Raw genomic sequence first — 22,449 nt, 5'->3', positions numbered from 1 at the left:
GGGAACACGCTACGACGCAGGGTCCGTTCAGTCCCGGGCCCCGGAAGGAGATGTCACCTCCGCCCCCCGCACCGCAGGGCGCGCCTTCGACCGCAGCCGAGGCCGCACCAGCCACCGCCACACCGCGTACAGCAGGCCCAGCAGCGCGGCGAACGGCGCCACCGCACCGATCACCACCGTGATCCACCGAAGCGTCGCCACGAGCGCGTCCCAGCCGCCGCCGAGCGCCTCCAGGAACCCGGGGTCGTCGTCCTCCTGCGCGACCGCCGCCTCCGCCTCGGTCAGCGTCAGCGTGATCGTCGCCAGCGTCGTCCGGTCCTTCAGCGAGGCCTGCCGTGCCAACAGGGACTCCAGCTCCGCCTGACGGCTGCTCAGCTGCCCCTCCAGCGTGACCACGTCGGACAGGTTCGTCGCCCGCTCCATCAGCTCCCGCACCCGCGCCACACTCGCCCGCTGCGTCGCGATACGGCTCTCCACGTCCACCACCTGGTCGGTGACGTCCTTCGCGTCGGCCTTGCGGGAGAGCAGCTTTCCGGCACCCGCGAGCTCCGCGAGGACCGGGCCGTACCGCTCCTGCGGTACGCGCAGGACGACACGGGACGTCACGTGGGTGTCGTCGACGCGTTCGGTGGTCTCGTCCTCCACCCGGCCGCCCGCCCGCTCCGCCACCGCGCGCGCGTTCGCGAGTGCCTTGACCGCGTCCTTCACCTCCACGTCGAGTTCGGCGGTGCGGATGACGTGCGCCGCGGTCGGCGCCGAGGGCTTTGTCGTCCCCTCCCGGCCCGCCCCCTCCGCGGGCTTCTCGGCGGACTCGTCCGCCGCGTAGCCGGATCCGGCGGCCCCCTTGCCGCCGTCGTGCGCGGCCGGTTTGGCGTCGCCGGACGCGGAATCGTTCGCGCCGCAGCCGACGAGGCCGAGCGACGCGGTGAGCAACAGGACCGCGAGCGTTCGTCGTGCACCCATGAGACCCCCCAGGGTTGAAATGGTGAGCGGTTGCCGGTTCGACGGCTCACCCCTGGTGACCGGTTGCCCGTATCCGATCCCGAACCGGTCACGGTCAGGACTCGTTACGGGGGTCGTGCCGGCGTTTGAGAGAGTTGCCTCATGAACGTGGACACAGCGGCGCGTCATGTCGTCGTCATCGGGGGCGGCATCGCCGGTCTGGCCGCCGCTCACCGCCTGGTCGACGCCGGGGTGCGCGTCACCCTCGTCGAAGCCTCCGACCGACTCGGCGGCAAGCTCCAGGGCGGCGAGATCGCGGGAGTCCCGGTGGACCTCGGCGCCGAATCGATGCTCGCTCGCCGCGTCGAGGGCACCGACCTGGCCCGTGCGGTCGGTCTCGGGGACCGGCTCCAGCCGCCCGCCGTCGCGACCGCCGCGGTCTGGACCCGCGGCGCCCTGCGTCCCATGCCCAAGGGCCACGTCATGGGCGTCCCCGGCACCCAGGAGGCACTGGCCGGCCTGATCTCGCCCGAGGGGATCGACCGCATCGGGCGCGAGAAGGACCTGCCGCCCGTCGACGTCGGCGACGACGTCGCCATCGGCGCGTACGTGGCCGAGCGCATCGGCCACGAGGTCGTCGACCGGCTCGTCGAGCCGCTGCTCGGCGGGGTGTACGCGGGCGACGCCTACCGCATCTCGATGCGCGCCGCGGTTCCCGGCCTCTTCGACGCCCTGCGCCGCCACGCCACGCTCCTCGACGGCGTACGCGAGGTCCAGGCCAGGGGAGCGGCGCAGCAGGGCGCGGGGCCCGTCTTCATGGGCCTCGACGGCGGGATGGGCACCCTGCCCGCCGCCGTCGCCGCGTCCGTGCGCGACGGCGGCGGCGACATCCGCACCTCCACCGCCGTGCTCGGGCTGACCCGCACCGGCTCCGGCTGGCGGATCCGCACCGACCGCGAGCCGCTGACCGCCGACGCCGTCGTCCTCGCCACCCCTGCCTGGTCCGCGTCCGCGCTGCTGGCCGCCGAGTCCCCGGCCGCGGCCGCCGAACTCGGCCGCGTCGAGTATGCCTCCATGGCCCTGGTCACCCTCGCCTTCAGGCGGGCCGACCTCGGCTCGCCGCCGCCCGGCAGCGGCTTCCTCGTCCCGCCCGTGGACGGCCGGGCGATCAAGGCGTCCACCTTCTCCTCCAACAAGTGGAGCTGGGTGGCCGAGGGGGCGGGCGACCTGTTCGTCCTGCGCACCTCCGTCGGCCGCTACGGCGAGGAGCAGGCACTGGAACGCGAGGACTCCGAGCTGGTCGGCGTCTCCCTGACCGACCTCGCCGAGGCGATCGGCCTCACGGCCGCGCCCGTGGCCTCCGAGGTCACCCGGTGGACCGGCGGTCTGCCCCAGTACCCCGTCGGGCATCTCGCCCGGGTCGCCCGCGTCCGCGACGCGGTCGCGAAGCTGCCCGGCCTGCGGGTCTGCGGAGCGGCGTACGACGGCGTCGGCATCCCCGCATGCATCGGCAGCGGACAGCGCGCGGCGGACGAGATTCTCGCCACGCCGACCCTGGCGCGGGGCACTGATCGGGACGCGGGACAATAGCCGTATGAGTGCGCCCGAAAAGATCCCGAACGCAGGCAAGAAGGCCAAGGACCTCAACGAGGTCATCCGGTACACGCTGTGGTCCGTCTTCAAGCTGCGCGACGTCCTGCCGGAGGACCGTACCGGCTACGCCGACGAGGTCCAGGAGCTGTTCGACCAGCTCGCCGCCAAGGACGTCACCGTGCGCGGCACCTACGACGTCTCCGGGCTGCGCGCCGACGCCGACGTGATGATCTGGTGGCACGCGGAGACCGCGGACGAGCTCCAGGACGCGTACAACCGCTTCCGGCGCACCCGTCTCGGCCGCGCACTCGAGCCGGTCTGGTCGAACATGGCGCTGCACCGCCCCGCCGAGTTCAACAAGTCGCACATCCCGGCCTTCCTGGCCGACGAGACGCCCCGCAACTACGTCTCGGTGTACCCCTTCGTGCGCTCCTACGACTGGTACCTGCTGCCCGACGAGGACCGCCGCCGGATGCTCGCCGACCACGGCAAGATGGCCCGCGGCTACCCGGACGTGCGCGCCAACACGGTCGCGTCGTTCTCGCTCGGCGACTACGAGTGGATCCTGGCCTTCGAGGCGGACGAGCTGTACCGGATCGTCGACCTGATGCGCCACCTGCGCGCGTCCGAGGCGCGTATGCACGTGCGCGAGGAGGTCCCGTTCTTCACGGGCCGCCGCAAGAGCGTGGCGGATCTGGTGGCGGGGCTCGCGTAGCCCCGCGGAATCCCGACGGCGAAGGTTTCTCCGCGTTCCCGGCGGAAACCCAGCCGTCCACGACCGGGCTCGACGGCCCGGTCGCCCCGGCCGGGCCCGTGGAAACGGACCGCCGGCAGGGACCGTCTCCGGCCCCTGCCCTGGTCAGCCACGGACCTGGCTGCCTCGGCCGGGCCCGTGGAAACGGACCGCCGGCAGGGACCGTCAACGGCCCCTGCCCTGGTCAGCCACGGACCCGGTCGCGTCCCTGACCCGGAAGATCAGACGGCGTGCGGCAGCTTCCGCTGTTCCGCGTGCCGGTCCAGCGACACCGGGTCCGGCTCCGGGTGCGGCGCGCACGATGCGCGCCGCACCGGCGTCTTCCCGTGCAGCAGGTAGTCCTCCAGGTACGCGTTGACGCACGCGTTGTTCCCGCCGCCGATGCCGTGCGTGCCCGCGTCCTCCTCCGTGATCAGCACCGAGCCGCGCAGCCGCCGCTGCAGTTCCAGCGCCCCCTCGTAGGGCGTCGCCGCGTCCCGCTCCGCCGCCAGGATCAGCGTCGTCGGCAGCGCGCCCCGCGCCGTGCCCACGTCCACCGGTTGCTGCCGGGGCGCCTGCCAGAACGCGCACGGCAGGTTCATCCACGCGTTGTCCCACGTCTCGAACGGCGCGATCCGCGCGAGCCGCGAGTTGTCGCGGTCCCAGGTCTGCCAGTCCTCGGGCCAGGGGGCGTCGTTGCACTCCACCGCCGTGTAGACGGCGTTGGCGTTCTCCGCCGCCTTCTCGGTGCCCGGCTCGGGCGCGGCCTGGTCGATCAGCGGCTTCGGGTCGCCCTTCAGATACGCCGACAGCGCCTTCGCGCGCAGCGGCCAGTAGCCGTCGTGGTAGGCCACGCTCAGCAGCGCCGCATGAAGCTGCCCCGGGCCGACCTTGCCGCCGGCCGGCTTCGCCGCCAGCGCGGCGCGCACCCGTTCGTGACTGCGGGCGACCTCCTGGGCGGTGGTGCCCAGTTCGTACGTGGCTTGGTGCTTGGCCAACCAGGTGCGGAAGTCGGCCCAGCGGCTCTCGAACGCCTCGGACTGACGGAGGTTGTTGCGGTACCAGATCCTGCTCGGGTCGGGGTTGACCGCCGAGTCGAACACCATGCGGCGCACCTGGCGCGGGAACAGGGTCGCGTAGAGGGCGCCGAAGTACGTGCCGTACGACGCGCCCATGAAGGTCAGCTTCTTCTCGCCGAGCGCCGCGCGCAGCACCTCGAGGTCGCGCGCGTTGTTGAGCGACGTGTAATGGCGCAGTGCCGCACCGGCCTTGCTCGCGCAGCCCCGCGCGTACGCCTTCGCCTGCGCGATCCGCTTCTGCTTGTACGCGAGGGAGGGATGCGTCGGCGCCTGCGTCGGTGCCTGTACGAAGTCCGCCGGGTCCTGACAGGACAACGGCGCGGAGCGGTCCACGCCCCGGGGCGCGTAACCCACGATGTCGTACGCCCGCGCGATGTTCTTCCACTCGGGCAGCTCGGCCGCCATGGGGAAGGACATGCTGGACGCGCCGGGGCCGCCCGGGTTGTAGACGAGAGCGCCCTGCCGCTCCGACGGCCGGCCGCCGGCCCGCACCCGGCTGACGGTCAGCGTGATCTGACGGCCCGACGGCTTCGCGTAGTCCAGCGGGACCTTGACGGTGCCGCAGGTGACCGGCTCGGCCAGGTCCTCCTCCTTCGGGCAGGCGCCGAAGACGATGCCGGCGGCCGCGGCGCGCTCGGCCGCCACCGCCGTCCCGCGGGCCTCGGCGGACGTCAGGGAGGCGCCGCCGGCCGGACGGACGGCGCCGGCCGGAGGGGCGGTGAGCGTCGTGAGGACCAAGGAACCGAGGCCCGCCACGGCTCCGAACTTCGCAACTGTTCTCATCGCGTTCCCTTCGTGCACGTGCGGCGGCCGACGGCCGCGGGGACGAAAGGATCCTTTGTTGAGCGCTTGACGTTGTAAAGCACCGATATGTGCCGCGTGTCGGCCCCCCGGTGGCCGGAATCAGCGGATCCGGTCGACTGTCCGGCCGTCCGCGAAGGCGGCCCGCAGCTGCGGATCGTCGAGTGCGCGGATCCCGTGAACGGCGACCATGGTGAGTTGAGCGCGTTCACCGGCGCCGGACGCGGCGTGTGCGGCGGCCCGGTCGGTGAGGGAGGCGAGCAGCCGGTTGCCGGCGGGGGAGGCCCAGCCGAGGTAGGGGTGCACCTCGAAACGCGCTATGGCCAGACAGCCCAGCGTCATGGCGAGCGGCAGCGCGAACCACGCCACGACCGGACCGGGCCGTTGCCCCTGAGGGAGCGTCAGCACCGCGCCGACGGCCAGCACCAGGGTCGCAACGCTTGCCGCACGGACGGCGCGGATCGCGGAGACCACGGGATTCCTGGCCGTGTCGGGGACGGCGAGCCCGGCGCGGACGAGCCGGTCGGCGAGGACGCGTACGGCATCGGCGGCGGACACGGCCGTCCGCACCGCCGCCGTGCGGGCCTGGCCCGACGGACCGATCGCGCCGATGACCGAACGCTCCAGGTCGCTCTCGCCGTCGGGATCCACGACCGTCGCCCAGCCCGTGTGCGCCAGCAGCAGCCGGCGCTCGCGGTGCATCGACACGAGCGTCAGCTCGGTGACCCGCTGCGGGCCGCCGGCCAGGAACGCGGCCTCGGGCAGCGTGAGCTCGTACGTGCCGCACACCTCGGCGCCGGCCGCCTCGCCGTGTGCCTCCTCGGCTGCCTCGTCCAGGTGGTGGGGCGCGTCGGCCGCGGCCAGACACAGCCGCAGACAGCTGACCGCCGAGACGGCCCAGGCCAGAAGGACGAGGATGAGCCAGAGCATGGGCGAGTTCTACGCGAGGAGTGGGCGTCGCGCCACAGGTTGTTCGCGATATGGACGCGCCGGTGACGCCTGTCAGGAGCTGCTGGACGATCCACAGCTGGAACCGGAGGAGCCTCCGCAGCTCGAACCGACGGACGAGCCTCCGCAGCTCGAACCGCCGGACGAGCCTCCGCAGCCGGAGCCGCCGGACGAGCTGCCACAGCCCGATCCTCCGCTGCCGGCCCCGCAGCCCGAACCGGAGCCCGAACTCGCGCACCATACGGGCTCTGCGCAGGCGGCGGAGTCGTGCCCGGCGTACCCGGTGTGCGACACCGTGGAACGCGATCCGCGGCCGAGCCGGGCGGCGCCGGTCAACTGGGCCCGCAGGTGCGGGTCGGGGAGCGCCCGCACTCCGCGGAGCGCGATGAACGCGACGACGCCGGGGGCGGCGTGGGCGTGCGCGGCGCTGTAGGAGCGCAGGGCGCGGCGGCCCGCAGGGGCGACGCGACGGCCCGCACGGCCCGCCTGGTTGAAGCCGATCAGCATCCCCGGGAGCAGCGCGGGCAGAGCCGTCAGCACGAACGGCAGACCGACCGGCTTGTGCCCCGAGCCCATGAACTGCGCGATGGTCGCGAAGAGCGACAGAGGCAGGCCGATGAGGCAGACGATGCCCTGGATCTGTCCCCAGGCGGAGAGGCCGCTGTGCTGCCGGGGAGGCGTCATGAGCCCGCGGGCGGCGAGGGCGTGGCCGATCTCCTGCACGGCGGGGCTGCGCATGACGTCCTGCCGCACGAGGGGGAGCGCTCCGCTCGGAGCGGTGGCCAGTGCCCGGAACACCTCGCGCTCCACGGGGTCGTGCGCGACCGGGCGTACCGCCGTGACCACGCCGGGACCGCCGACGACGACCCTGCCGTCCGTGTGCAGCGCGGCGAGCGCCGCGTCGGCGACGCGGGCCGGGCCGCCCGCCAGGAAGGCGGCCTCGTAGGGGTGGTGGACGCGTGCGTCGCCGTGCGAGGCGCTGCGGAGGGCGGCGGAGACGTTGACGATCAGCAGCGCGGAGGAGAGTCCGACGGCGAGGTACAGGGAGAGGAGGACCATGGGGCTCACCTTCCGATTCCGGCGAGAGCCGCGCGGGCGGCGCGGGCGAACCGTACGGTCCGGCGCGGCGGCTCGGGCGCGGCGCGCTCCTGCCACCAGAGGGTGAGCCGTCGCCGGACGGCCGCGTCCTCGGGGCGGCCGGTGGCGAGGAGGTGCCCCACGAAGTCCATCGCGTCGCGCCGGTAACCGGCGTGCATGGGGCGGCTCCTGGCGTAGGAGAGGAACGCGGGGCGGTAGGCGTCGCCCAGGATCCGGGGAAGTTCGGGCGCGACCTTGCCGACGACGTCGGCCCGCTTGGCCAGGAGCGCCCTGCTCTGCACGCGCAGCCGACGCCGGTCGAACCCCTCGGGCGCGGGGGTCCCCGCGACGAGTGCGGACATCAAGGCGGCCTGTCCGATCGCCACCCGCTCCCGCGCGGCGTCGGTGTCGTGCGGCGGGACGTCGACACGCTCGCGCGCGTCGCCTCCCGCCTCGGACTCGGCGGGCGCGGCGGGCCCGTTCGTCGTGCGGAGCGTCTCGCGGATCCTGGACAGCTCGGCCGACAGGGCCTTCGGCCCGGGAAAGTCGTCGTCACGTTCCAGCAGCACCCCCGGCGGGCACACCCTCGCGCGGAGGTCCGCGAGCACGTCCAGGACCGGCTGCGTCACCGGGTGCGCGTGGGTGTCGTGCCAGACGCCGTCCCGCTCGACGCCGCCCGCCACGTGCACGTACGCGATCGCCTCCACCGGCAGCGCGTCCAGCGCCATCGAAGGGTCCTCGCCCCGGTTCACACGGTTCGTGTGCAGGTTGGCGACGTCGATCAGGAGTCGCACGCCCGTCCGCTCGACCAGCTCCGCCAGGAACTGGCCCTCCGTGAGCTCCTCGTCCGGCCAGCTGATCAGCGCCGCGATGTTCTCCAGCGCGAGCGGCACCGGCAGCGAGTCCTGCGCGATGCGCACGTTCTCGCAGAGCACGGACAGCGCGTCCCATGTGCGCGGCACCGGCAGGAGGTGGCCCGCCTCCAGCACCGGGGACGCGGTGAGGGGGCCTCCGGCCCGTACGAACGCGATGTGCTCGGTCACCAGCGGCGCGTCCAGGGCCGCGGCCCGCTCCGCCAGGTCGGCGAGGCGACGCGCCGAGGGCCGGTCGGCGCCGCCGAGGCCGAGCGAGACCCCGTGCGGGACGACGCGCGTGCCGCGCTCCCGCAGCCGGGTCAGCGAGGCCGGCAGGTGCCCGGGGCAGATGTTCTCCGCGACGACCTCGACCCAGTCGACGTCCGGCAGGCGTTCCACCGTCTGCGCGATCTCCGGCCGCCAGCCGATTCCGATGCCGAGTTCCATGACGTCGCCCTCCTCTGCCCGGCAAGCCTCTGCCCGACATGTGATGTGCAGAGGTCATGGCCCCGCCGGGCACGGGTGAATCCGCAGAGGGGGACGTTCAGAGCTACATCTGAGGTTCCGCCGGGGGATGCCTCACCCGGCCGGGGGCACCTCGGGACGGTTCGTGTTCACCGTGCCCGGCGCCCCGGGCGACGGCCGTGACGTGACGGTCACGTCACCGGTCGGCTGCGCGGGTGCCGGCGCGGGCGGCAGGTTCCCGTCCGGCGCCGGAGGACCGCTCGGGCTCGCCGTCGCCTTGCCGGCCGCCTCGTTCGCGATCGCGTCGAAGTCGACCATCCCGGTCGCCTCCAGCATGGTGATGTGGTCGAGCACCGTCTGGTTGGCGTCGCTCGCGAGCTGGCGTATCAGCGTGTTGCGGGTCGTGTGCCGGACCTCCGCTATGGCCGCGAAGACCTTGCCGTGCGCGTTGCGCAGCAGGTTGGCGAACTTGCGCTCGTACTCCTGTCCGCTCGCCGCGGACAGTTCCCGCAGCCAGCCCTGCTGCTGCTCCGTGGGCTGGTTGGGCAGTGCGACGCCCAGCTTCGCCGCCACGTCACGCGCCCGCCGGTCCAGATCGGTGTGGCCGACGATGAGGTGGTCGCCCGCCTCCTTGATCGCCTGGCTCGGCGCCCGCTCGATGGCCTGCTGGCCCGCGGGCAGCTCCCACAGGCCCGCCAGCCGCACCTTCACCAGCAGGTCGCGGTCGGCAGCCGAGAGGGGGCCCCACTGTGTCGCGACGGTCGAGGCGTTGAGGTTCGCCTGCCCCGTACCGGAGCGGTCGGCGTAGGACCAGACGGGAAACGCCAGCGCGCCGACCGTGACGACCAGAGCCGCGATGATGAGTGCTGTCCCGTTGATGCGCCGCAACAATGTGCCTCCCTGGCCGATGCGTGACACGGCAGCCGAAACCGCCCCCCAACTGACTGGCCGGTCAGTGGCCGGCCCGTCCCGCCGGTCGAACATAGCCGGTCAACCTACTTGGCGGTACTGATGTATACGCACCCGGGGGCCGGGATGTTCAGCCGCGCAGCGCCGGATGATCGGCGATCACCGTGCACGACCCCGGAGCGATCTCGGTGAACCCCGCGTCGCGCACCACCGGCAGTCCGCTGTCGGTGAGCGCCCGCCAGTGTGCCGGATCGGCGGTGCGCACCGACAGGCGACAGCCGGCCGTCCGCCACGCCTTGCGGTCCGTCTCGGAGAGTTCCCACCAGGCGAGTTGGGCACCGTGGCCCACCTGGGCCATCGCCTTGCCGGCCGACATGTCCAGGTCGGGGCTCAGCCACAGCACCGGACCGTCGAGGTCGGGGGCGGCGGGCGGTGCGGGATCGTCGAGATCGGTGCCGGACACCTGCAGCTTGGCGAGTTCCTTCGGCCAGCCGTCGAGCGGGACGGGCGGGAAGACCCGTACCTCCGCCCGCTCGCCGGTCACGGTGATGCCCGGCAGCGTGCACGCCCGGCGCCACTCCGCGCCGCGCGCCCGGCGCACCACCTTGCGGATACGCGCGTCCTGCCAGTCCCGCATCGCCTGGGCCCACTCGCCCTCACCCACGGACCGTTCGTCACCGAGGATCTCCAGGACGGCGCGCGCCGCGGTCTCCAGCGCGTCGGTGCGGGCGGGCGGTTCGGCCTTCTCGATCCGTACGACCAGCGGCAGGACGAACTGCGGTGCCGCGTCGCGCAGGCGGTTCTCGTGCCGGAAGGGACTGTCCGCGGGCCGGGCGGTCTCGGTGCCGGTGTTCTCGCTGCTCACCCGATCAGTGTGCCAGCCGCCACGCCGCGCCCTTCGGGGCAGTTGGCGGAACCAGTGGCTCCGGGCGACCATGCCCCCCATGAAGAGCGATCTTTTCAACGGCGACAACATGGCGCAGCAGGCGACGGTGCCGGGGATGACCCTGCAGAACGCCAAGTCGGTCAAGTACGCGGTCAACGGGGAGATGCACGCGCGTCAGGGCTCGATGATCGCTTTCCGCGGCAATCTCCAGTTCGAGCGCAAGGGTCAGGGCATCGGCGGCATGCTCAAGCGCGCCGTCACGGGCGAGGGCCTGCCGTTGATGGCGGTGCGCGGCCAGGGTGAGGCGTGGTTCGCGCACGAGGCGGCCAACTGCTTCATCGTGGACATCGAGCAGGGCGACGCGCTGACCGTCAACGGCCGCAACGTGCTGTGCTTCGACGCGACCCTCTCCTACGAGATAAAGGCGGTGAAGGGCGCCGGCATGACGGGCGGCGGACTCTTCAACAGCGTCTTCACCGGCTACGGGAAGCTCGCGGTCATCTGCGAGGGCAGCCCGATCGTGATCCCCGTCACCCACCAGCAACCGGTGTTCGTGGACACGGACGCGGTCGTCGGCTGGAGCGCCCACCTGAGCACCTCGCTGCACCGCTCGCAGTCCATCGGATCGATGATCCGGGGAGGTTCGGGCGAGGCGGTCCAGTTGAAGCTGGAGGGCGAGGGGTTCGTGATCGTCAGGCCCAGCGAGGCCACTGCGCAGAAGGCGGCGCAGAGCTGAGGCTGCAAGGAGTCGGCCGCCGTTACGGCCTCGGCGGTCCGTGGGTGCTGCGCGGCGTCGACCTCGACCTCGCCCCGCGCACCCTGGTCCGCGTCGAAGGCGCCAACGGCAGCGGCAAGTCGACACTGCTCAGGCTGCTCGCCGGCGTCGACGCCCCGACAGAGGGCCGTGTCACGGACCGGCCACGCACGGCGTACGTGCCCGAACGGTTTCCGGCCGCGCTGCCGTTCACCGCACACGGCTACCTGGTCCACCTGGGACGGATCCACGGCCTCGGCCGACGGGCCGCTTCGGCTGCCGCGGCGCGGTGGCTGGAGCGCTTCGGCGCCGCGGGCCATGCCCGTACGCCGCTCGGTGAGCTGTCCAAGGGCACCAGCCAGAAGGTCGCCGTCGCCCAGGCGCTCCTCGCCGGGCCGGAGCTGCTGGTGCTCGACGAGGCGTGGACCGGACTGGACGCGGCGGCCCGCCAGGAACTCGACCGCGCGGTCGCCGAACATGTCGCGGCGGGGGCGACGGTCGTGTTCGTCGACCACGATCCGCGCCGGCTGGCGGGCGCGGTCGATGTGGTGCACTCCGTTCGGGAGGGCCGGCTGACGCGGGCCGGACCGCGGTCCGCCGACGGGCCGCCGGGGCCGCGCTCCCGGATCGTGGCGGTGGGGCCGCCGGGTGCGGCGCCGCCCGGGGACCTGCCCGGCGCGCCCGACGGCGTCCCGGGCCGGGACGGCGCGACGGTGTTCTCCGTCGCGGCCGCGCACTCGGACGCCCTGCTCCGGGCGCTGCTGACGTCCCGGCCGCCGTGGCACATCCGCCGGCTCGACCCTCCTCCAGTGCCTCGCCCGACGACATCAGCGGTGCCCGCCCCGGCACCGGCCGCCGGCACGCAAGACCCGGCCCGCCCTGCCGCGCAGGCGCCGGGTGGTCCGGGCGACGCGGCCGGCGACGCCGCTTCGGACGGCCGGCCCGGCGGCGCCCCCGCACGGCGCGTACCGGACGAGGAGCCGGGCCGCGCCTCGGCGGCGGGTCGCGACGCGTCCGGCGAAGAGGCCACCCGCACGCACACGACCACGGGGCACGACACACCATGACCGCTCTCTTCGGCTATCAGGCCGCTCTCCTGCTGCGCTCCCAGCGGTGGCTGCCGCCCGTGCTGCTCTACGCCATCACCCTGGCCGTCGGCGTGCAGGGCGGCAGGCCGGTGCTCGACTCACTGGGCTGGACGGCCGCCGCGCTCCTGCCGGTCACTGCCTGGCTGGTGCGGGTCTGCGCCACCCAGGAGCCGCCCGCCGCGCGCGCCGTCACGGCCGCCGCCGCGGGTCCGCCGCGGGCACACCTGTCGGCCCTGCTCGCCGCCGTGGCCTGCGCCGGGGTGCTCGGCGCCGCGGCCACCGGGGTCGTCGCGCTGATCAGCGACGCGAGGAGCGCCGACCACCGGGTCGTGGTCCCCCTGCTGCCCGCCGCGGCGGCCGGGCTGCTCGCCTGTGCGGTGAGCGTGCTGGTGGGCGCCGCGGTGGGCGCGCTGTGCACCCGGCCCCTGCTGCACGCGCGCGGCTGGTCGCTGCTGGCCACCGCGACGGCGGCGCTGCTGGCGCTGGTGACCACCGGCTCGCCGGCGCAGCACGCGGTGAGCGGCCTGGTCGCCGGCTCGCGGACAGGGGCGGTGCACCTGCCGGTGACCGCCCTGGCGGCCGCGGCGCTGATCGCGGCCGCGGCGGCCGCGATCGCCTGCCTGCTGTGCTCCCTGCGGGGCGCGGACGGGGGAGCGGCCTCGGCCTGAGGCAGGGCCGCCGTCGCCCCCGGTCGCGGACTACAGTCGTACGTATGGACGAGCCGTACCGCGAGACTCCGACCGACTCCGGCACCGCCGCCGGAACGGCCGCGGACGCGGCACCCGGCGAGGAGTTCGCCGAGTGCGTGCTGTGCCGCGAGCCGACCGAGTACCCCGCGTCCGTCAAGGGCGCCCCGCTGTGCCCCGTGTGCGAGTGGCGAGAGGCCGAGAAGTCGGCCTGCTCCGGCTGAGCCGGGGCGGGCGGACGCCTACGAGGCGCGCATCAGGTCCGAGACCTTCACGAAGCGGTACCCGCGGCGGCGCAGCTCCGGGACGATCCGGCGCACCGCCTCCTCGGTGACCGGCGCCGCGCTGCGCGTGCAGTGCATGACCACCACCGAACCCGGTCGCACCCCGGCGAGGACCTGCTCGGCGACGGCGTCCGCGTCGGCGGCGAAGGCGTCGCCGCTGACGACGTCCCACTGCACCGCGGTGACCTCAACGGGCGCGACCGCGCGCAGCGCGCGGTCGTCGTAGCAGCCGCCGGGGAAGCGGAAGTACGGCACCGCGTTGCGCACCCCGGCCTTCTCGAACGCCGTGAAGGCGCGTTCCACGTCCGCCCGCATGTCCTTCGCGGCGACGACCGGGAGTCCGTAGCAGCCGGACGTGAAGGCGTGGTGGCTGTAGGAGTGGTTGGCGGTCTCGAAGAGCGGGTCCGTGCCGATGGCTCTGGCCTGCGCGGGGTACTCCTCGGCCCAGCGGCCGGTCATGAAGACGGTGGAGGGAACCTTCAGCGCGCGCAGCGCCGTGATGAGTCCCGGGTTGTCGAAGCGCTCGCCCCGTGCGGCGCGCGGGCCCTGGTCGGCGGTCATGTCCGCGTCGAAGGTGAGGGCGACCGTCATGGGGGCGTCGGCGGCCGGAGCCGCCGCACGCCGGAACACGGGCGTCAGCCCGCGCGGTCCGGGGGCGAGCGTCGGCGCCTTCGGTCGCTGCCGGGCGCCCGGTTGGCGGGGGTTGCCCGGCTGGGGCGACGCGGCCTCCTGGCCGGGCGGGGCGGGGGAGTCGGACGCCCCGAGTGCGGCGGCGCGGGGATCGGCGCCGGAGGAGGTGCCGGTGCCGCATCCGACAAGTACAGCGGCCAGGGCAGCCATGGCCGCACATCTTCGCGCAGAAGTGGTCACTGGCGGAAAATATACGATCATCGGCCCGATGGGCCGTCAGGGACGCTGCTGCGTCGGGGTTGCCTTCACGGCACCGCGTTCGGCCGTGTCCGTTGCACCGTGCAATGATGCCTCCGGCTCGTCCCACGGTCCGCCGCGCGGATCTCGCGTTCAGGAGGAATGGCATGACCCAGCCCCCCACGGCCGGTGTGCTCGCCACCATGCAGGACCTGCTCGCCGTGCCGGAAGGCCGGGGCGGCGCCGTGTGGCGGCTGGATCCGGCCGCCCGCCAGCTGGACGCCAACGTCATCCGCGTCCTGCCCGGCGACAGCGTCGCGCGCCATGTCGAGCCCGACCTGGACGTGCTGCTGTGTGTGCTCACCGGCAGCGGTGAACTCACCGTCGGCGACGAGGTCCAGCGGCTCGAACCCGGCTGCGTCGCCTGGCTGCCCCACGGCATCGGGCGCGCCCTCGCCGCCGGGCCGGACGGGCTCGTCTACGTGACGGCGCACCGGCGGCGGGCCGGTCTCTCCATCAGGCCGGCGGCCCCCGCGGCCCCCGCCGCCCCTGGCGGCCCGGCCGCGGAGGGCGGCGAGTCCGCCTGTCTGCTCCACCGGATCTGCCCCGGCTGCGACCGTCCCGCCGAGGACGCCGGTGCACGGTACTGCAGCCGCTGCGGCACCGAACTGCCGCAGGCCGACGGCTTCTGACGCCCCGTCGGCCGTGCGGAAGGCGTCTTTCACGACGGGCGCCGATGAGCACAACGCCCGCCTCCTGCGTATCAAGGGTCGGACGCGTCCCCCGGTTCCCTCCGGCAACCGGATTCCGTACCCCCGCAGGAGGCAGCGAGTTGAGTCACAGGCGAATACCCAAGCGAAAGGCCGTGCTTGCAGGAGCAGGGGCGGTGGGCATCGCCGCGGCGGCCGTGCTGCTGCCGCAGGCCAACGCGTCGCAGTCCGATTCCGGCGCCGACGCGGCCCCGAGGGCGATGAGCGCCGCTTCCGCCCAGGACCTGCTGTCGCGGCTGGGCCCCGAACTGGGCGACGCGTACGCGGGCGCCTACTACGACGCGGCGAAGAAGCAGCTCGTGGTGAATGTCGTCGGTGACGACGACGCCATGGGACAGGTCAACGAGACCGGCGCCGTGGCCAGAGGCGTCGAGAACAGCATGGGCGAGCTGAAGGCCGCGGCGAGCACACTGGCCGCGAAGGCCACCATTCCCGGCACGGCGTGGGCCGTCGACCCGAGGACCAACCGGATCCTGGTCACCGCCGACCGCACCGTTGTCGGCGCACGCTGGGACAAGCTGGAGTCGGCCGTCGGGTCGCTGGGCTCGGGCACGGCCCGTATCGAGAAGTCGGCGGGCGAGTTCAGGACCTTCCTGGAAGGCGGCGACGCGATCTTCGGGGGCGGAGCGCGCTGTTCGCTCGGCTTCAACGTGACCACGCAGGAGGGTGCGCCGGGCTTCCTCACGGCAGGCCACTGCGGTGTGGCCGCCGAGCAGTGGTCCGAGGACGCGGGCGGCGCCCCGATCGGTACGGTCCAGGCGGCGACGTTCCCCGGCGACGGCGACTTCGCCCTGGTCGCGTACGACGACCCGGCGACGCAGGCGCCGAGCACGGTCGACCTCGGGAACGGCCAGACGCTGGACATCGTGGGCGTGGGCGACGCGGCGGTCGGTCAGCAGGTGTTCCGCATGGGAAGCACCACCGGCCTCGACGACGGCCAGGTCACGGGGCTGAACGCGACCGTGAACTACCCCGAGGGCACCGTCACCGGGCTGATCCAGACCGACGTCTGCGCGGAGCCTGGCGACAGTGGCGGAGCGATGTTCACCCGCGAGGGCCTCGCGATCGGCCTGACATCGGGCGGCAGCGGCGACTGCACGTCGGGCGGCGAGACGTTCTTCCAGCCGGTGACGACGGCGCTGGCCGCGGTCGGCGCGCAGATCGGCGCGGGCGGTGCCGGGGACGGCAACGGCGCGGGTGGCGGGGGCGGCGGCGCGCAGGACGCCGGGGGCGCGAACGGCGCGGGCAACGGCGCCGGCGACGCGCAGGACGGCGGCGACGCCGACGGGGTCGCCCGTCGGCAGGGCTGACCGCACGCGGCACCGGGGCGGCGGAGCTCCGGGCGGCCTTCCGGCCCCCGGAGCTCCGCCGCCCTCAGTCCGTCTCCGGGCCGTCGGCCGCGCAGTCGCCGGCTCCCGCGCCGCTCCCCGCCGTGTCCAGCGTCGCGGTCAGCGCGTCCAGCTCGGCACGCAGCGCCCGCATCCGGTCGAGCGGCAGACCCGTGGCCTCCGCGATCCTGCGCGGCACGCCCTGCGCCCGGCCGCGCAGTGCCTCGCCCTCGGCGGTGGGCCGCGCGGTCACGGAACGCTCGTCCGCCACACCGCGCCGGCGTTCCACGTACCCCGTCGCCTCCAGGCGCTTGAGCAGCGGGGACAGCGTGCCCGAGTCGAGGCGCAGGTGCTCGCCGATCTGCTTGACGGGCAGTTCCCCGTGCTCCCAGAGGACCAGCATCACGAGGTACTGGGGGTAGGTGAGGCCCAGGTCCTTCAGGGCCGAGCGGTAGACGCCGTTGAACGCGCGCGCCGCCGCGTGCAGTGAGAAGCAGATCTGGTGGTCGAGGCGCAGGAAGTCCTCGTCCGCCACATCGCGCAGTGTTGTGTTCTCCGTGCGTCCGTCGCGTCCGTCCATGTGCCCAGACTACCAAGGTGCGCACGATTGAGTTGTGCACAACTTAATCGTGTGCTTTATTGATGGGGCGGCCCGCTCCACGGCGGACCGCCACCGCATCACCGGACGAAGAGGGATGGACTCATGGACGCGCTCTACACCGCTGTCGCCACCGCCAACGGCCGCGAAGGCCGCGCCGTCAGCTCGGACGGCCAGATCGACCTGCCGCTCGCGTTCCCCGCGGCCCTCGGCGGGAACGGGCAGGGCACCAACCCCGAGCAGCTGTTCGCCGCGGGCTACGCCGCCTGCTTCGCCAGCGCGATGGGCGCCATCGGCCGCCAGGAGAAGATCGACGTCAAGGACGCCTCGGTGACCGCCGAGGTCTCCATCGGCAAGGACACCGACGGCGGTTTCGGCCTTTCCGTGATCATGCGCGTCGAGCTCCCCGACCACCTGCAGGGCGACGCGGGCCGCGAGCTGCTGGAGAAGACGCACGCGTACTGCCCGTACTCCAAGGCGACCCGCGGCAACCTCCCGGTCGAGCTCGTCATCGAGTGACCGCCGGTCCGCGAGGGCTTGGTCAGGTCCCGGCCAGCAGCCACTCGCGGCACTTCGCCGCGTCGAAACCGCCCGGCGGGAACCGCGGGTCCATGGCTTCGAGGTGTTCCAGCAGAAGGGCGCTGACCGCCCAGTTGCGGTACCACTTGTGGTCGGCCGGCACGACGAACCAGGGTGCCGCCTCGGTCGAGCACCGTTCCAGGGCGATCTCGTACGCCTCCTGGTAGGCGGGCCACAGCTCCCGTTCCTCCAGGTCGCCGGGGTCGAACTTCCAGTGCTTGTGAGGGTTGTCGATCCGCTTCAGCAGGCGGCGGCGCTGCTCGTCGAAGCCGATGTGCAGGAAGACCTTGACCAGGGTGACGCCGTCCTCGGCGAGCTCGTTCTCGAAGCGGTTGATCTGCCCGTAGCGGCGGTTGAGCCGCTCGCGGGGGACGAGCTCGCGCACGCGGGCGATCAGCACGTCCTCGTAGTGCGAGCGGTCGAAGATACCGATCTCGCCGGGGTGCGGCAGCGCCTGGCTGATGCGCCACAGGAAGGGCTGGCCGCGCTCCTGCGGCGTCGGCGCCTTGAAGGCCTTGATACGGCAGCCGACCGGGTTGAACAGGCCCACGACGTGCTTGAGCGTGCCGCCCTTGCCGCTGGTGTCCATGCCCTGGAGCACCAGCAGCAGGCGGCGGCGGTCGCCGGCCGTGGCCGCCGCGTACAGCCGCTCCTGGAGATCGGCGAGGCGCGGGGCCATCAGGGCGGTCGCCGCCAGGCCGGCCGCCTTGTCGGGCGGGCCGCCCGGGGTGGCGGACGGGTCGTGGCGGGACAGGTCGACACGGTCGCCCGGCGTGATCCGCAGCAGCTCGCTCAGCGGCACGGGCCGCTGCGGCTCGTCCGCGGTCCCGGCGGTCTGCTCGGGCCGGTTCTCGGCGTCGTCCTCGGCCACCGCGTGCCCCTTTCACGTCCGTGCGCCTCTCACGATCGTGCGACGCGACACGCACCACCGCGAGCGCGGCGCCACCGCTGTCCGCGATGCGGGACGCGCCTGGGTGGTGTCGCTTCCACAGGGCGACGGGCCCGCAGAGGCGAACCCCGGTCGGCCGCGAACGCCCGCGGGGCGGGGAACGCCCCGGGGCGAACGCCTGCCGGGCGGGCGCACCCGCCCGGGGCCGACGCGCCCGCCGGCGCGGTGCCGCGTGCGGCGCGCCCGCGGGCGTCGTGGCGGGGGCCCGGCCGGTCAGCGCCAGGGGCCGGTGACCGCGAACGTCGTGCCCGGCGTGTAGCAGTTCACGTACATCGTGCAGCCGTCCGGCGAGAACGCCACGCCCGCGAACTCGCCCCACTCGGGCTCCTCGGAGGTGCCGATGTTCTGCGCGTTGCGTGCCATCGGATACACCTCGCCGCGCTTGGTGAGCCCGTACACGTGCTGCGCGCCGTTCCCGTCCTCGCACACCATCAGGCCGCCGCTCGGCGCGAGGCAGATGTTGTCGGGCGACTCGCCCGGCAGCCGGATGTCCGAGTCCGGGCCGAAGACGATCACCAGCGTGAGGCGCCGCCGTCCGGGCTCGTACTTCCACACCTGTCCGTAGTGGTCCGCCGCCGAGCCCTCCGCGCTGCGCGCGTAGCTCGACACGAAGTAGACCGAGTTGCCGCCCCAGTAGCACCCCTCCAGCTTCTGGGCGTGGGTGATGCCCCGGGGGCCGAAGTCCTGGAGCCGGATCGGCGTCTGCTTCGCCTGGCTGTCCGGTACGGGCACCCACTCGATCCCCTCGAAGCGCGCCCCGATCTCCTGTATCTCCGACAGGTCGGGCACGCCCGGCACCCGCATCGCCTCGAGTTCACCGCCCGCCCGCAGCGAACCGGTCCCGCCCATCGGCTTGTTGGGCAGGAAGCGGTAGAAGAGGCCGAACGGTCGCTGGAAGGCGTCCTCCGTCTCGTACACGATCCCGCTCGACGGGTCGATGGCGATCGCCTCGTGCTGGAAGCGGCCCATCGCGGTGAGCGGCACCGCTCCCGTGCGGCGCGGGTCGGCGCCGTCGACCTCGAAGATGAAGCCGTGGTCCTTCGTGTAGCCGTTGGTGCCGGCCCTGTCCTCGTTTTCCTCGCAGGTGAGCCAGGTGCCCCACGGGGTGGGCCCGCCCGCGCAGTTGACGGCGGTGCCGGCGATGGCGACCTGCTGCGACACCACGTTGTTGCGGCCGTCCAGCTCCAGCGCCGTACAGCCTCCCTTGCCCATCGGGTCGTAGGTCAGGCCGCTGACGGCCGGCACGGGGATCCGGGCGTTGTGCCGGTTCTCGTGGTTGCGGACGAGGTGGACGCGGCCGCGGCGGCCGGCGAAGGCCGCCATGCCGTCGTGGTTGCTCGGCACCCTGCCCTGCCCGTGGCTCAGCTGGTCGCCCTCCCGGGACAGGACCGTGTAGCGGAAGCCTCTCGGCAGATCGAGCAGGCCGTTCGGGTCCGGCACGAGCGGGCCGTACCCGCCGTTGCCGCGGGCGGCCGCGCTGCCCGCGAAAAGTTCGGAGAACGCACCGGTGAACGCGATACCCGCGCCGACCGCACCGGCACCGGCCAGAACGTGACGTCGTGAAGCGGTCATGAGGCACCAACTCTCTGCTGGCGGACAGGAGATGTGACCCGCATGTGTGTATCACGCAGATGGTGTTCGCGTAACCATGCGGGCCACGGTGCCTGGTGGTGCGGCTGCTCAGCCCAGTTCGGCGGTGAGCGTGATCGTCGTGCCCGTCAGCGCCTGGCTCACCGGGCAGTTCGCCTTGGCGTCCTCGGCGGCCTTGGCGAAGGCGGCCTCGTCCAGGCCCGGGACCGTGCCCACGACGGTCAGGTGGATGCCGGTGATGCCCTCGCCCGGCTGGAAGGTGACGTCGGCCTTCGTCTCCAGGCGGGCCGGCGGGGTGCCCGCGCCGGCGAGGGCGTGCGAGAGGGCCATCGAGAAGCAGCTGGAGTGGGCGGCCGCGATCAGTTCCTCGGGGCTCGTCCGGCCGCTGGCAGGTGCCTCGGCGCGGGCAGCCCAGGTGACCGGGTACTCGCCGACGCCGGAGGAGTCGAGGCTGACGACGCCCTTGCCGTCCAGCAGGCTGCCTTCCCAGACGGTGTGGGCCTGACGCGTGGTGGCCATGGTGGTTCCCTTCAGATCGGGTATTACCGCCCCAACCTACTGCGCCACCAAGGCCTTCGCGTCCCGCGCCAGCGCGGTGAGCCGGGAGATCGCCCGGAAGTACTTCTTCCGGTAGCCGCCGTTCAGCATCTCGTCACTGAACAGCCTGTCGAACGGAAGGCCGGAGGCGAGCACCGGGACCTCCCGGTCGTACAGCCGGTCGGCGAGGACGACGAGCCGCAGCGCGGTCGACTGGTCGGGCACCGGCTGGACGTCGGTCAGGCACACGGCCCGCACCCCGTCGGTCAGCGCGCCGTAGCGGCTCGGGTGGACCCTGGCCAGATGCTCCAGAAGCCGCGGGAAGTCGTCGAGGGAGGCGTCCTCGGTCGCGTACGCGGCCTTGGTGACCTGCTCGTCGGAGTACGGGGGAGGGGCCTCGGGCAGACCGCGGTGACGGTAGTCCTCGCCGTCGATCCGCAGCGGGCGGAAGTGGGCGGACAGGCCCTGGATCTCGCGCAGGAAGTCGGCGGCGGCGAACCGGCCTTCACCGAGCTTGCCGGGCAGCGTGTTCGATGTCGCGGCGAGCGCGACGCCCGCGTCGACCAGCTTGCCGAGCAGGGTGGACACGAGGACGGTGTCGCCCGGGTCGTCGAGCTCGAACTCGTCGATGCACAGCAGCCGGTGTCCGCTGAGCGTGCGCACGGTCTGCTGGAAGCCGAGCGCGCCGACCAGGTTCGTGAGCTCGACGAACGTGCCGAAGCCCTTGAGCGCGGGTTCGGCGGGGGTGGCGTGCCAGAGCGAGGCGAGCAGGTGGGTCTTGCCGACGCCGTAGCCGCCGTCGAGGTAGACCCCGCGCGGCGCGGCGGGCGCGGCGTTCCTGGGGGCTCTGGAGAACCAGCGCCGCTTGCCGCCGCCCACGGCGTGCGCACCGCCGAGGCCGGACGCGAAGTCGCTCAGCACCTTGACGGCCTCGACCTGGCTCGGCTGCTGGGGATCGGGGACGTACGTGTCGAAGCGCACCGCGTCGAAGCGCGGCGGCGGCACCATCTCGGCGACCAGACGGTCGGCGGGGACGTGCGGCTCGCGGGCGCAGAGCGACAGGGGCGCGGCTTCGGTTATCGGGCTGGTCGGCACAGTACCCAACTGTAAGGGCCATGTAAGACTGCACAGCATGCGACGCCTGTTCCCTGTGACCGACCAGACACCGCCCGCCGACGTACGGGAAGACCGGGAGTGGTCGCTCGACGAGTTGGCCGAGGCCTACGCGTACCCCGCCGATGAGGAGCGGGAGGGCGCCTGGCTGCGGGCGAACATGGTCTCCTCGCTCGACGGCGCGGCCCAGCACGACGGCCGCTCGCAGCCCATCTCCTCCGACGCGGACATGCGGATCTTCGGCACCCTGCGGGGTCTCGCCGACGCCGTGGTCGTCGGCGCGGAGACCGTACGGCTCGAGGGCTACCGGCCCGCCCGTGCGCGGGAGGCCTTCGCCGACCGCAGGGCCGCGGCCGGGCAGGGGCCCGCGCCCGCGATCGTCGTGGTCAGCGCCTCGCTCGGCCTGGACTTCTCGCTGCCGCTGTTCACGCAGCCCCTCGTGCCGACGCTCGTCCTGACCGGCGCCGCCGCTGCCCCGGAGCGGATCAGGGACGCGGAGAAGGCGGGGGCGGAGGTCGTCGTCGCGGGTGACGGACCGGGTGTCGAGCCGGCGAGGGCCGTACGCGCGCTCGCCGAGCGCGGCCTGGTGCGGCTGCTGACCGAGGGCGGTCCCCGGATGCTGGGCCAGTTCGCGGCGGCCGGGGTGCTGGACGAGCTGTGCCTGACGGTGTCGCCGACGATGACGGTGGGCGACGCGCAGCGCATCGCCGGCGGCCCGGCGCTCCCGGACCCGGCCCGTTTCGCCCTGGCGTCGGTCCTGGAGGAGGCGGGCTTCCTCTTCACCCGGTACCGGAAGGTGTGACGGGACGGCCGGGAGTGCCCCGGCCATCCGGATGGCGTACCCGGGGCGGTCGGGGCGATGGCGGGGGTGGCCGGTGCGCGAGGACCCAGGGTGGGGACGGCCCTGTGCGGGCAGCCGCAGTCGGGTGTCCGTTGTCCGTACGGGCGCGCGAGGGCAGTCGTCGCGCGCCGTGGGCGCACGCTCGTCGGCGACAATCGCGGAATTTGCCGTTCCGCTT

22 protein-coding genes and 1 pseudogene are annotated in these 22,449 nt (G+C 73.5%); 10 read left to right on the top strand and 13 right to left on the bottom strand.

The genetic code is table 11. The features are described from left to right. Positions 1–27: 27 nt before the first annotated feature. Positions 28–963 (bottom strand): DUF4349 domain-containing protein, encoded by a 936-nt coding sequence (locus tag AB0K02_RS21150; RefSeq protein WP_365994014.1) that lies wholly within the window; start codon positions 961–963, stop codon positions 28–30. A 141-nt stretch (positions 964–1,104) separates the two neighbouring features. On the opposite strand from AB0K02_RS21150, the gene hemG reads away from it, so the two are divergent. Continuing rightward, positions 1,105–2,532, top strand: a complete 1,428-nt coding sequence (gene hemG / locus AB0K02_RS21145; RefSeq protein ID WP_365994013.1) for a protoporphyrinogen oxidase — start codon at positions 1,105–1,107, stop codon at positions 2,530–2,532. A gap of 4 nt (positions 2,533–2,536) precedes the next feature. Then, positions 2,537–3,250: a hydrogen peroxide-dependent heme synthase gene (gene hemQ / locus AB0K02_RS21140; RefSeq protein ID WP_365994012.1), complete on the top strand. Its 714-nt coding sequence runs from the start codon at positions 2,537–2,539 to the stop codon at positions 3,248–3,250. Positions 3,251–3,510: 260 nt separating this feature from the next. Here the strand turns inward: hemQ and AB0K02_RS21135 are convergent, their stop codons facing one another. The 6 genes from AB0K02_RS21135 to AB0K02_RS21110 form a co-directional block, all read right to left on the bottom strand. Then, positions 3,511–5,130, bottom strand: coding sequence for an alpha/beta hydrolase (locus AB0K02_RS21135; RefSeq protein WP_365994011.1), 1,620 nt, complete (start codon positions 5,128–5,130; stop codon positions 3,511–3,513). Between the two features lie 120 nt (positions 5,131–5,250). Then, entirely contained in the window at positions 5,251–6,078 is an 828-nt protein-coding gene (locus tag AB0K02_RS21130) for a TIGR04222 domain-containing membrane protein (protein ID WP_365994010.1), read from the bottom strand. 72 nt (positions 6,079–6,150) lie between these two features. After that, on the bottom strand, positions 6,151–7,155 hold the full coding sequence (locus AB0K02_RS21125; protein ID WP_365994009.1) for a TIGR04222 domain-containing membrane protein: 1,005 nt from the start codon (positions 7,153–7,155) through the stop codon (positions 6,151–6,153). A gap of 5 nt (positions 7,156–7,160) precedes the next feature. Next, complete coding sequence (locus AB0K02_RS21120) at positions 7,161–8,474, bottom strand: DUF692 domain-containing protein (RefSeq protein ID WP_365994008.1); 1,314 nt, start codon at positions 8,472–8,474, stop codon at positions 7,161–7,163. A 132-nt stretch (positions 8,475–8,606) separates the two neighbouring features. Then, positions 8,607–9,380: a DUF4142 domain-containing protein gene (locus AB0K02_RS21115; RefSeq protein WP_365994007.1), complete on the bottom strand. Its 774-nt coding sequence runs from the start codon at positions 9,378–9,380 to the stop codon at positions 8,607–8,609. 151 nt (positions 9,381–9,531) lie between these two features. Further along, positions 9,532–10,266: a peptidyl-tRNA hydrolase gene (locus AB0K02_RS21110; protein WP_365994006.1), complete on the bottom strand. Its 735-nt coding sequence runs from the start codon at positions 10,264–10,266 to the stop codon at positions 9,532–9,534. Between the two features lie 79 nt (positions 10,267–10,345). Between AB0K02_RS21110 and AB0K02_RS21105 the strand changes: the two genes are divergently transcribed. The 4 genes and pseudogenes from AB0K02_RS21105 to AB0K02_RS21090 all read left to right on the top strand — a co-directional run bounded on the left by AB0K02_RS21105 (position 10,346) and on the right by AB0K02_RS21090 (position 13,039). After that, positions 10,346–11,023 carry an AIM24 family protein gene (locus AB0K02_RS21105; protein ID WP_365994005.1) on the top strand — a complete coding sequence of 226 codons (678 nt, stop codon included), beginning with the start codon at positions 10,346–10,348 and terminating at the stop codon, positions 11,021–11,023. A 44-nt stretch (positions 11,024–11,067) separates the two neighbouring features. Next, positions 11,068–11,841, top strand: a pseudogene (locus AB0K02_RS21100) (ATP-binding cassette domain-containing protein); the annotation flags it as partial. Between the two features lie 263 nt (positions 11,842–12,104). Then, on the top strand, positions 12,105–12,797 hold the full coding sequence (locus tag AB0K02_RS21095) for an ABC transporter (RefSeq protein ID WP_365994004.1): 693 nt from the start codon (positions 12,105–12,107) through the stop codon (positions 12,795–12,797). A gap of 44 nt (positions 12,798–12,841) precedes the next feature. Beyond that, positions 12,842–13,039 (top strand): hypothetical protein, encoded by a 198-nt coding sequence (locus AB0K02_RS21090; RefSeq protein ID WP_365994003.1) that lies wholly within the window; start codon positions 12,842–12,844, stop codon positions 13,037–13,039. An 18-nt stretch (positions 13,040–13,057) separates the two neighbouring features. On the opposite strand, the gene AB0K02_RS21085 is transcribed toward AB0K02_RS21090, so the two are convergent. Beyond that, positions 13,058–13,939 carry a polysaccharide deacetylase family protein gene (locus AB0K02_RS21085; RefSeq protein WP_365994002.1) on the bottom strand — a complete coding sequence of 294 codons (882 nt, stop codon included), beginning with the start codon at positions 13,937–13,939 and terminating at the stop codon, positions 13,058–13,060. A gap of 194 nt (positions 13,940–14,133) precedes the next feature. On the opposite strand from AB0K02_RS21085, the gene AB0K02_RS21080 reads away from it, so the two are divergent. Beyond that, a complete protein-coding gene (locus tag AB0K02_RS21080; RefSeq protein WP_365994001.1) occupies positions 14,134–14,658 on the top strand; it encodes a cupin domain-containing protein in 525 nt (174 codons plus the stop codon). Positions 14,659–14,798: 140 nt separating this feature from the next. After that, complete coding sequence (locus tag AB0K02_RS21075) at positions 14,799–16,046, top strand: S1 family peptidase (RefSeq protein ID WP_365993999.1); 1,248 nt, start codon at positions 14,799–14,801, stop codon at positions 16,044–16,046. 64 nt (positions 16,047–16,110) lie between these two features. On the opposite strand, the gene AB0K02_RS21070 is transcribed toward AB0K02_RS21075, so the two are convergent. Beyond that, positions 16,111–16,644 (bottom strand): MarR family transcriptional regulator, encoded by a 534-nt coding sequence (locus tag AB0K02_RS21070; RefSeq protein ID WP_365993998.1) that lies wholly within the window; start codon positions 16,642–16,644, stop codon positions 16,111–16,113. A gap of 123 nt (positions 16,645–16,767) precedes the next feature. Here AB0K02_RS21070 and AB0K02_RS21065 point away from each other — a divergent pair, with 123 nt between their 5' ends. Continuing rightward, entirely contained in the window at positions 16,768–17,181 is a 414-nt protein-coding gene (locus AB0K02_RS21065; protein WP_365993997.1) for an organic hydroperoxide resistance protein, read from the top strand. Positions 17,182–17,203: 22 nt separating this feature from the next. Here the strand turns inward: AB0K02_RS21065 and AB0K02_RS21060 are convergent, their stop codons facing one another. The 4 genes from AB0K02_RS21060 to zapE form a co-directional block, all read right to left on the bottom strand. Next, a complete protein-coding gene (locus AB0K02_RS21060) occupies positions 17,204–18,043 on the bottom strand; it encodes a PPK2 family polyphosphate kinase (protein ID WP_365994056.1) in 840 nt (279 codons plus the stop codon). A gap of 360 nt (positions 18,044–18,403) precedes the next feature. Further along, on the bottom strand, positions 18,404–19,762 hold the full coding sequence (locus AB0K02_RS21055) for an alkaline phosphatase PhoX (protein WP_365993996.1): 1,359 nt from the start codon (positions 19,760–19,762) through the stop codon (positions 18,404–18,406). Between the two features lie 108 nt (positions 19,763–19,870). Further along, complete coding sequence (locus AB0K02_RS21050) at positions 19,871–20,299, bottom strand: OsmC family peroxiredoxin (protein WP_365993995.1); 429 nt, start codon at positions 20,297–20,299, stop codon at positions 19,871–19,873. 36 nt (positions 20,300–20,335) lie between these two features. Then, positions 20,336–21,451, bottom strand: a complete 1,116-nt coding sequence (zapE, locus tag AB0K02_RS21045) for a cell division protein ZapE (protein ID WP_365993994.1) — start codon at positions 21,449–21,451, stop codon at positions 20,336–20,338. Between zapE and AB0K02_RS21040 the strand changes: the two genes are divergently transcribed. Further along, the gene (locus tag AB0K02_RS21040; protein WP_365993993.1) at positions 21,450–22,232 is read left to right on the top strand and encodes a pyrimidine reductase family protein; all 783 of its coding nucleotides are present in this window, start codon (positions 21,450–21,452) and stop codon (positions 22,230–22,232) included. The genes zapE and AB0K02_RS21040 overlap by 2 nt on opposite strands. The last annotated feature ends 217 nt before the right edge of the window (positions 22,233–22,449 follow it).

It is taken from the genome of Streptomyces sp. NPDC049597 (assembly GCF_040675505.1).
Classification (GTDB): domain Bacteria; phylum Actinomycetota; class Actinomycetes; order Streptomycetales; family Streptomycetaceae; genus Streptomyces.
This window is presented reverse-complemented; position numbering and strand designations above follow the sequence as displayed.

Coding starts and splice junctions, on each gene's coding strand:
- AB0K02_RS21150 (WP_365994014.1), bottom strand. CDS start 963: ATGGGTGCACGACGAACGCTCGCGGTCCTGTTGCTCACCGCGTCGCTC.
- hemG (WP_365994013.1), top strand. CDS start 1,105: ATGAACGTGGACACAGCGGCGCGTCATGTCGTCGTCATCGGGGGCGGC.
- hemQ (WP_365994012.1), top strand. CDS start 2,537: ATGAGTGCGCCCGAAAAGATCCCGAACGCAGGCAAGAAGGCCAAGGAC.
- AB0K02_RS21135 (WP_365994011.1), bottom strand. CDS start 5,130: ATGAGAACAGTTGCGAAGTTCGGAGCCGTGGCGGGCCTCGGTTCCTTG.
- AB0K02_RS21130 (WP_365994010.1), bottom strand. CDS start 6,078: ATGCTCTGGCTCATCCTCGTCCTTCTGGCCTGGGCCGTCTCGGCGGTC.
- AB0K02_RS21125 (WP_365994009.1), bottom strand. CDS start 7,155: ATGGTCCTCCTCTCCCTGTACCTCGCCGTCGGACTCTCCTCCGCGCTG.
- AB0K02_RS21120 (WP_365994008.1), bottom strand. CDS start 8,474: ATGGAACTCGGCATCGGAATCGGCTGGCGGCCGGAGATCGCGCAGACG.
- AB0K02_RS21105 (WP_365994005.1), top strand. CDS start 10,346: ATGAAGAGCGATCTTTTCAACGGCGACAACATGGCGCAGCAGGCGACG.
- AB0K02_RS21095 (WP_365994004.1), top strand. CDS start 12,105: ATGACCGCTCTCTTCGGCTATCAGGCCGCTCTCCTGCTGCGCTCCCAG.
- AB0K02_RS21090 (WP_365994003.1), top strand. CDS start 12,842: ATGGACGAGCCGTACCGCGAGACTCCGACCGACTCCGGCACCGCCGCC.
- AB0K02_RS21085 (WP_365994002.1), bottom strand. CDS start 13,939: ATGGCTGCCCTGGCCGCTGTACTTGTCGGATGCGGCACCGGCACCTCC.
- AB0K02_RS21080 (WP_365994001.1), top strand. CDS start 14,134: ATGACCCAGCCCCCCACGGCCGGTGTGCTCGCCACCATGCAGGACCTG.
- AB0K02_RS21070 (WP_365993998.1), bottom strand. CDS start 16,644: ATGGACGGACGCGACGGACGCACGGAGAACACAACACTGCGCGATGTG.
- AB0K02_RS21065 (WP_365993997.1), top strand. CDS start 16,768: ATGGACGCGCTCTACACCGCTGTCGCCACCGCCAACGGCCGCGAAGGC.
- AB0K02_RS21055 (WP_365993996.1), bottom strand. CDS start 19,762: ATGACCGCTTCACGACGTCACGTTCTGGCCGGTGCCGGTGCGGTCGGC.
- AB0K02_RS21050 (WP_365993995.1), bottom strand. CDS start 20,299: ATGGCCACCACGCGTCAGGCCCACACCGTCTGGGAAGGCAGCCTGCTG.
- AB0K02_RS21040 (WP_365993993.1), top strand. CDS start 21,450: ATGCGACGCCTGTTCCCTGTGACCGACCAGACACCGCCCGCCGACGTA.
- zapE (WP_365993994.1), bottom strand. CDS start 21,451: ATGCTGTGCAGTCTTACATGGCCCTTACAGTTGGGTACTGTGCCGACC.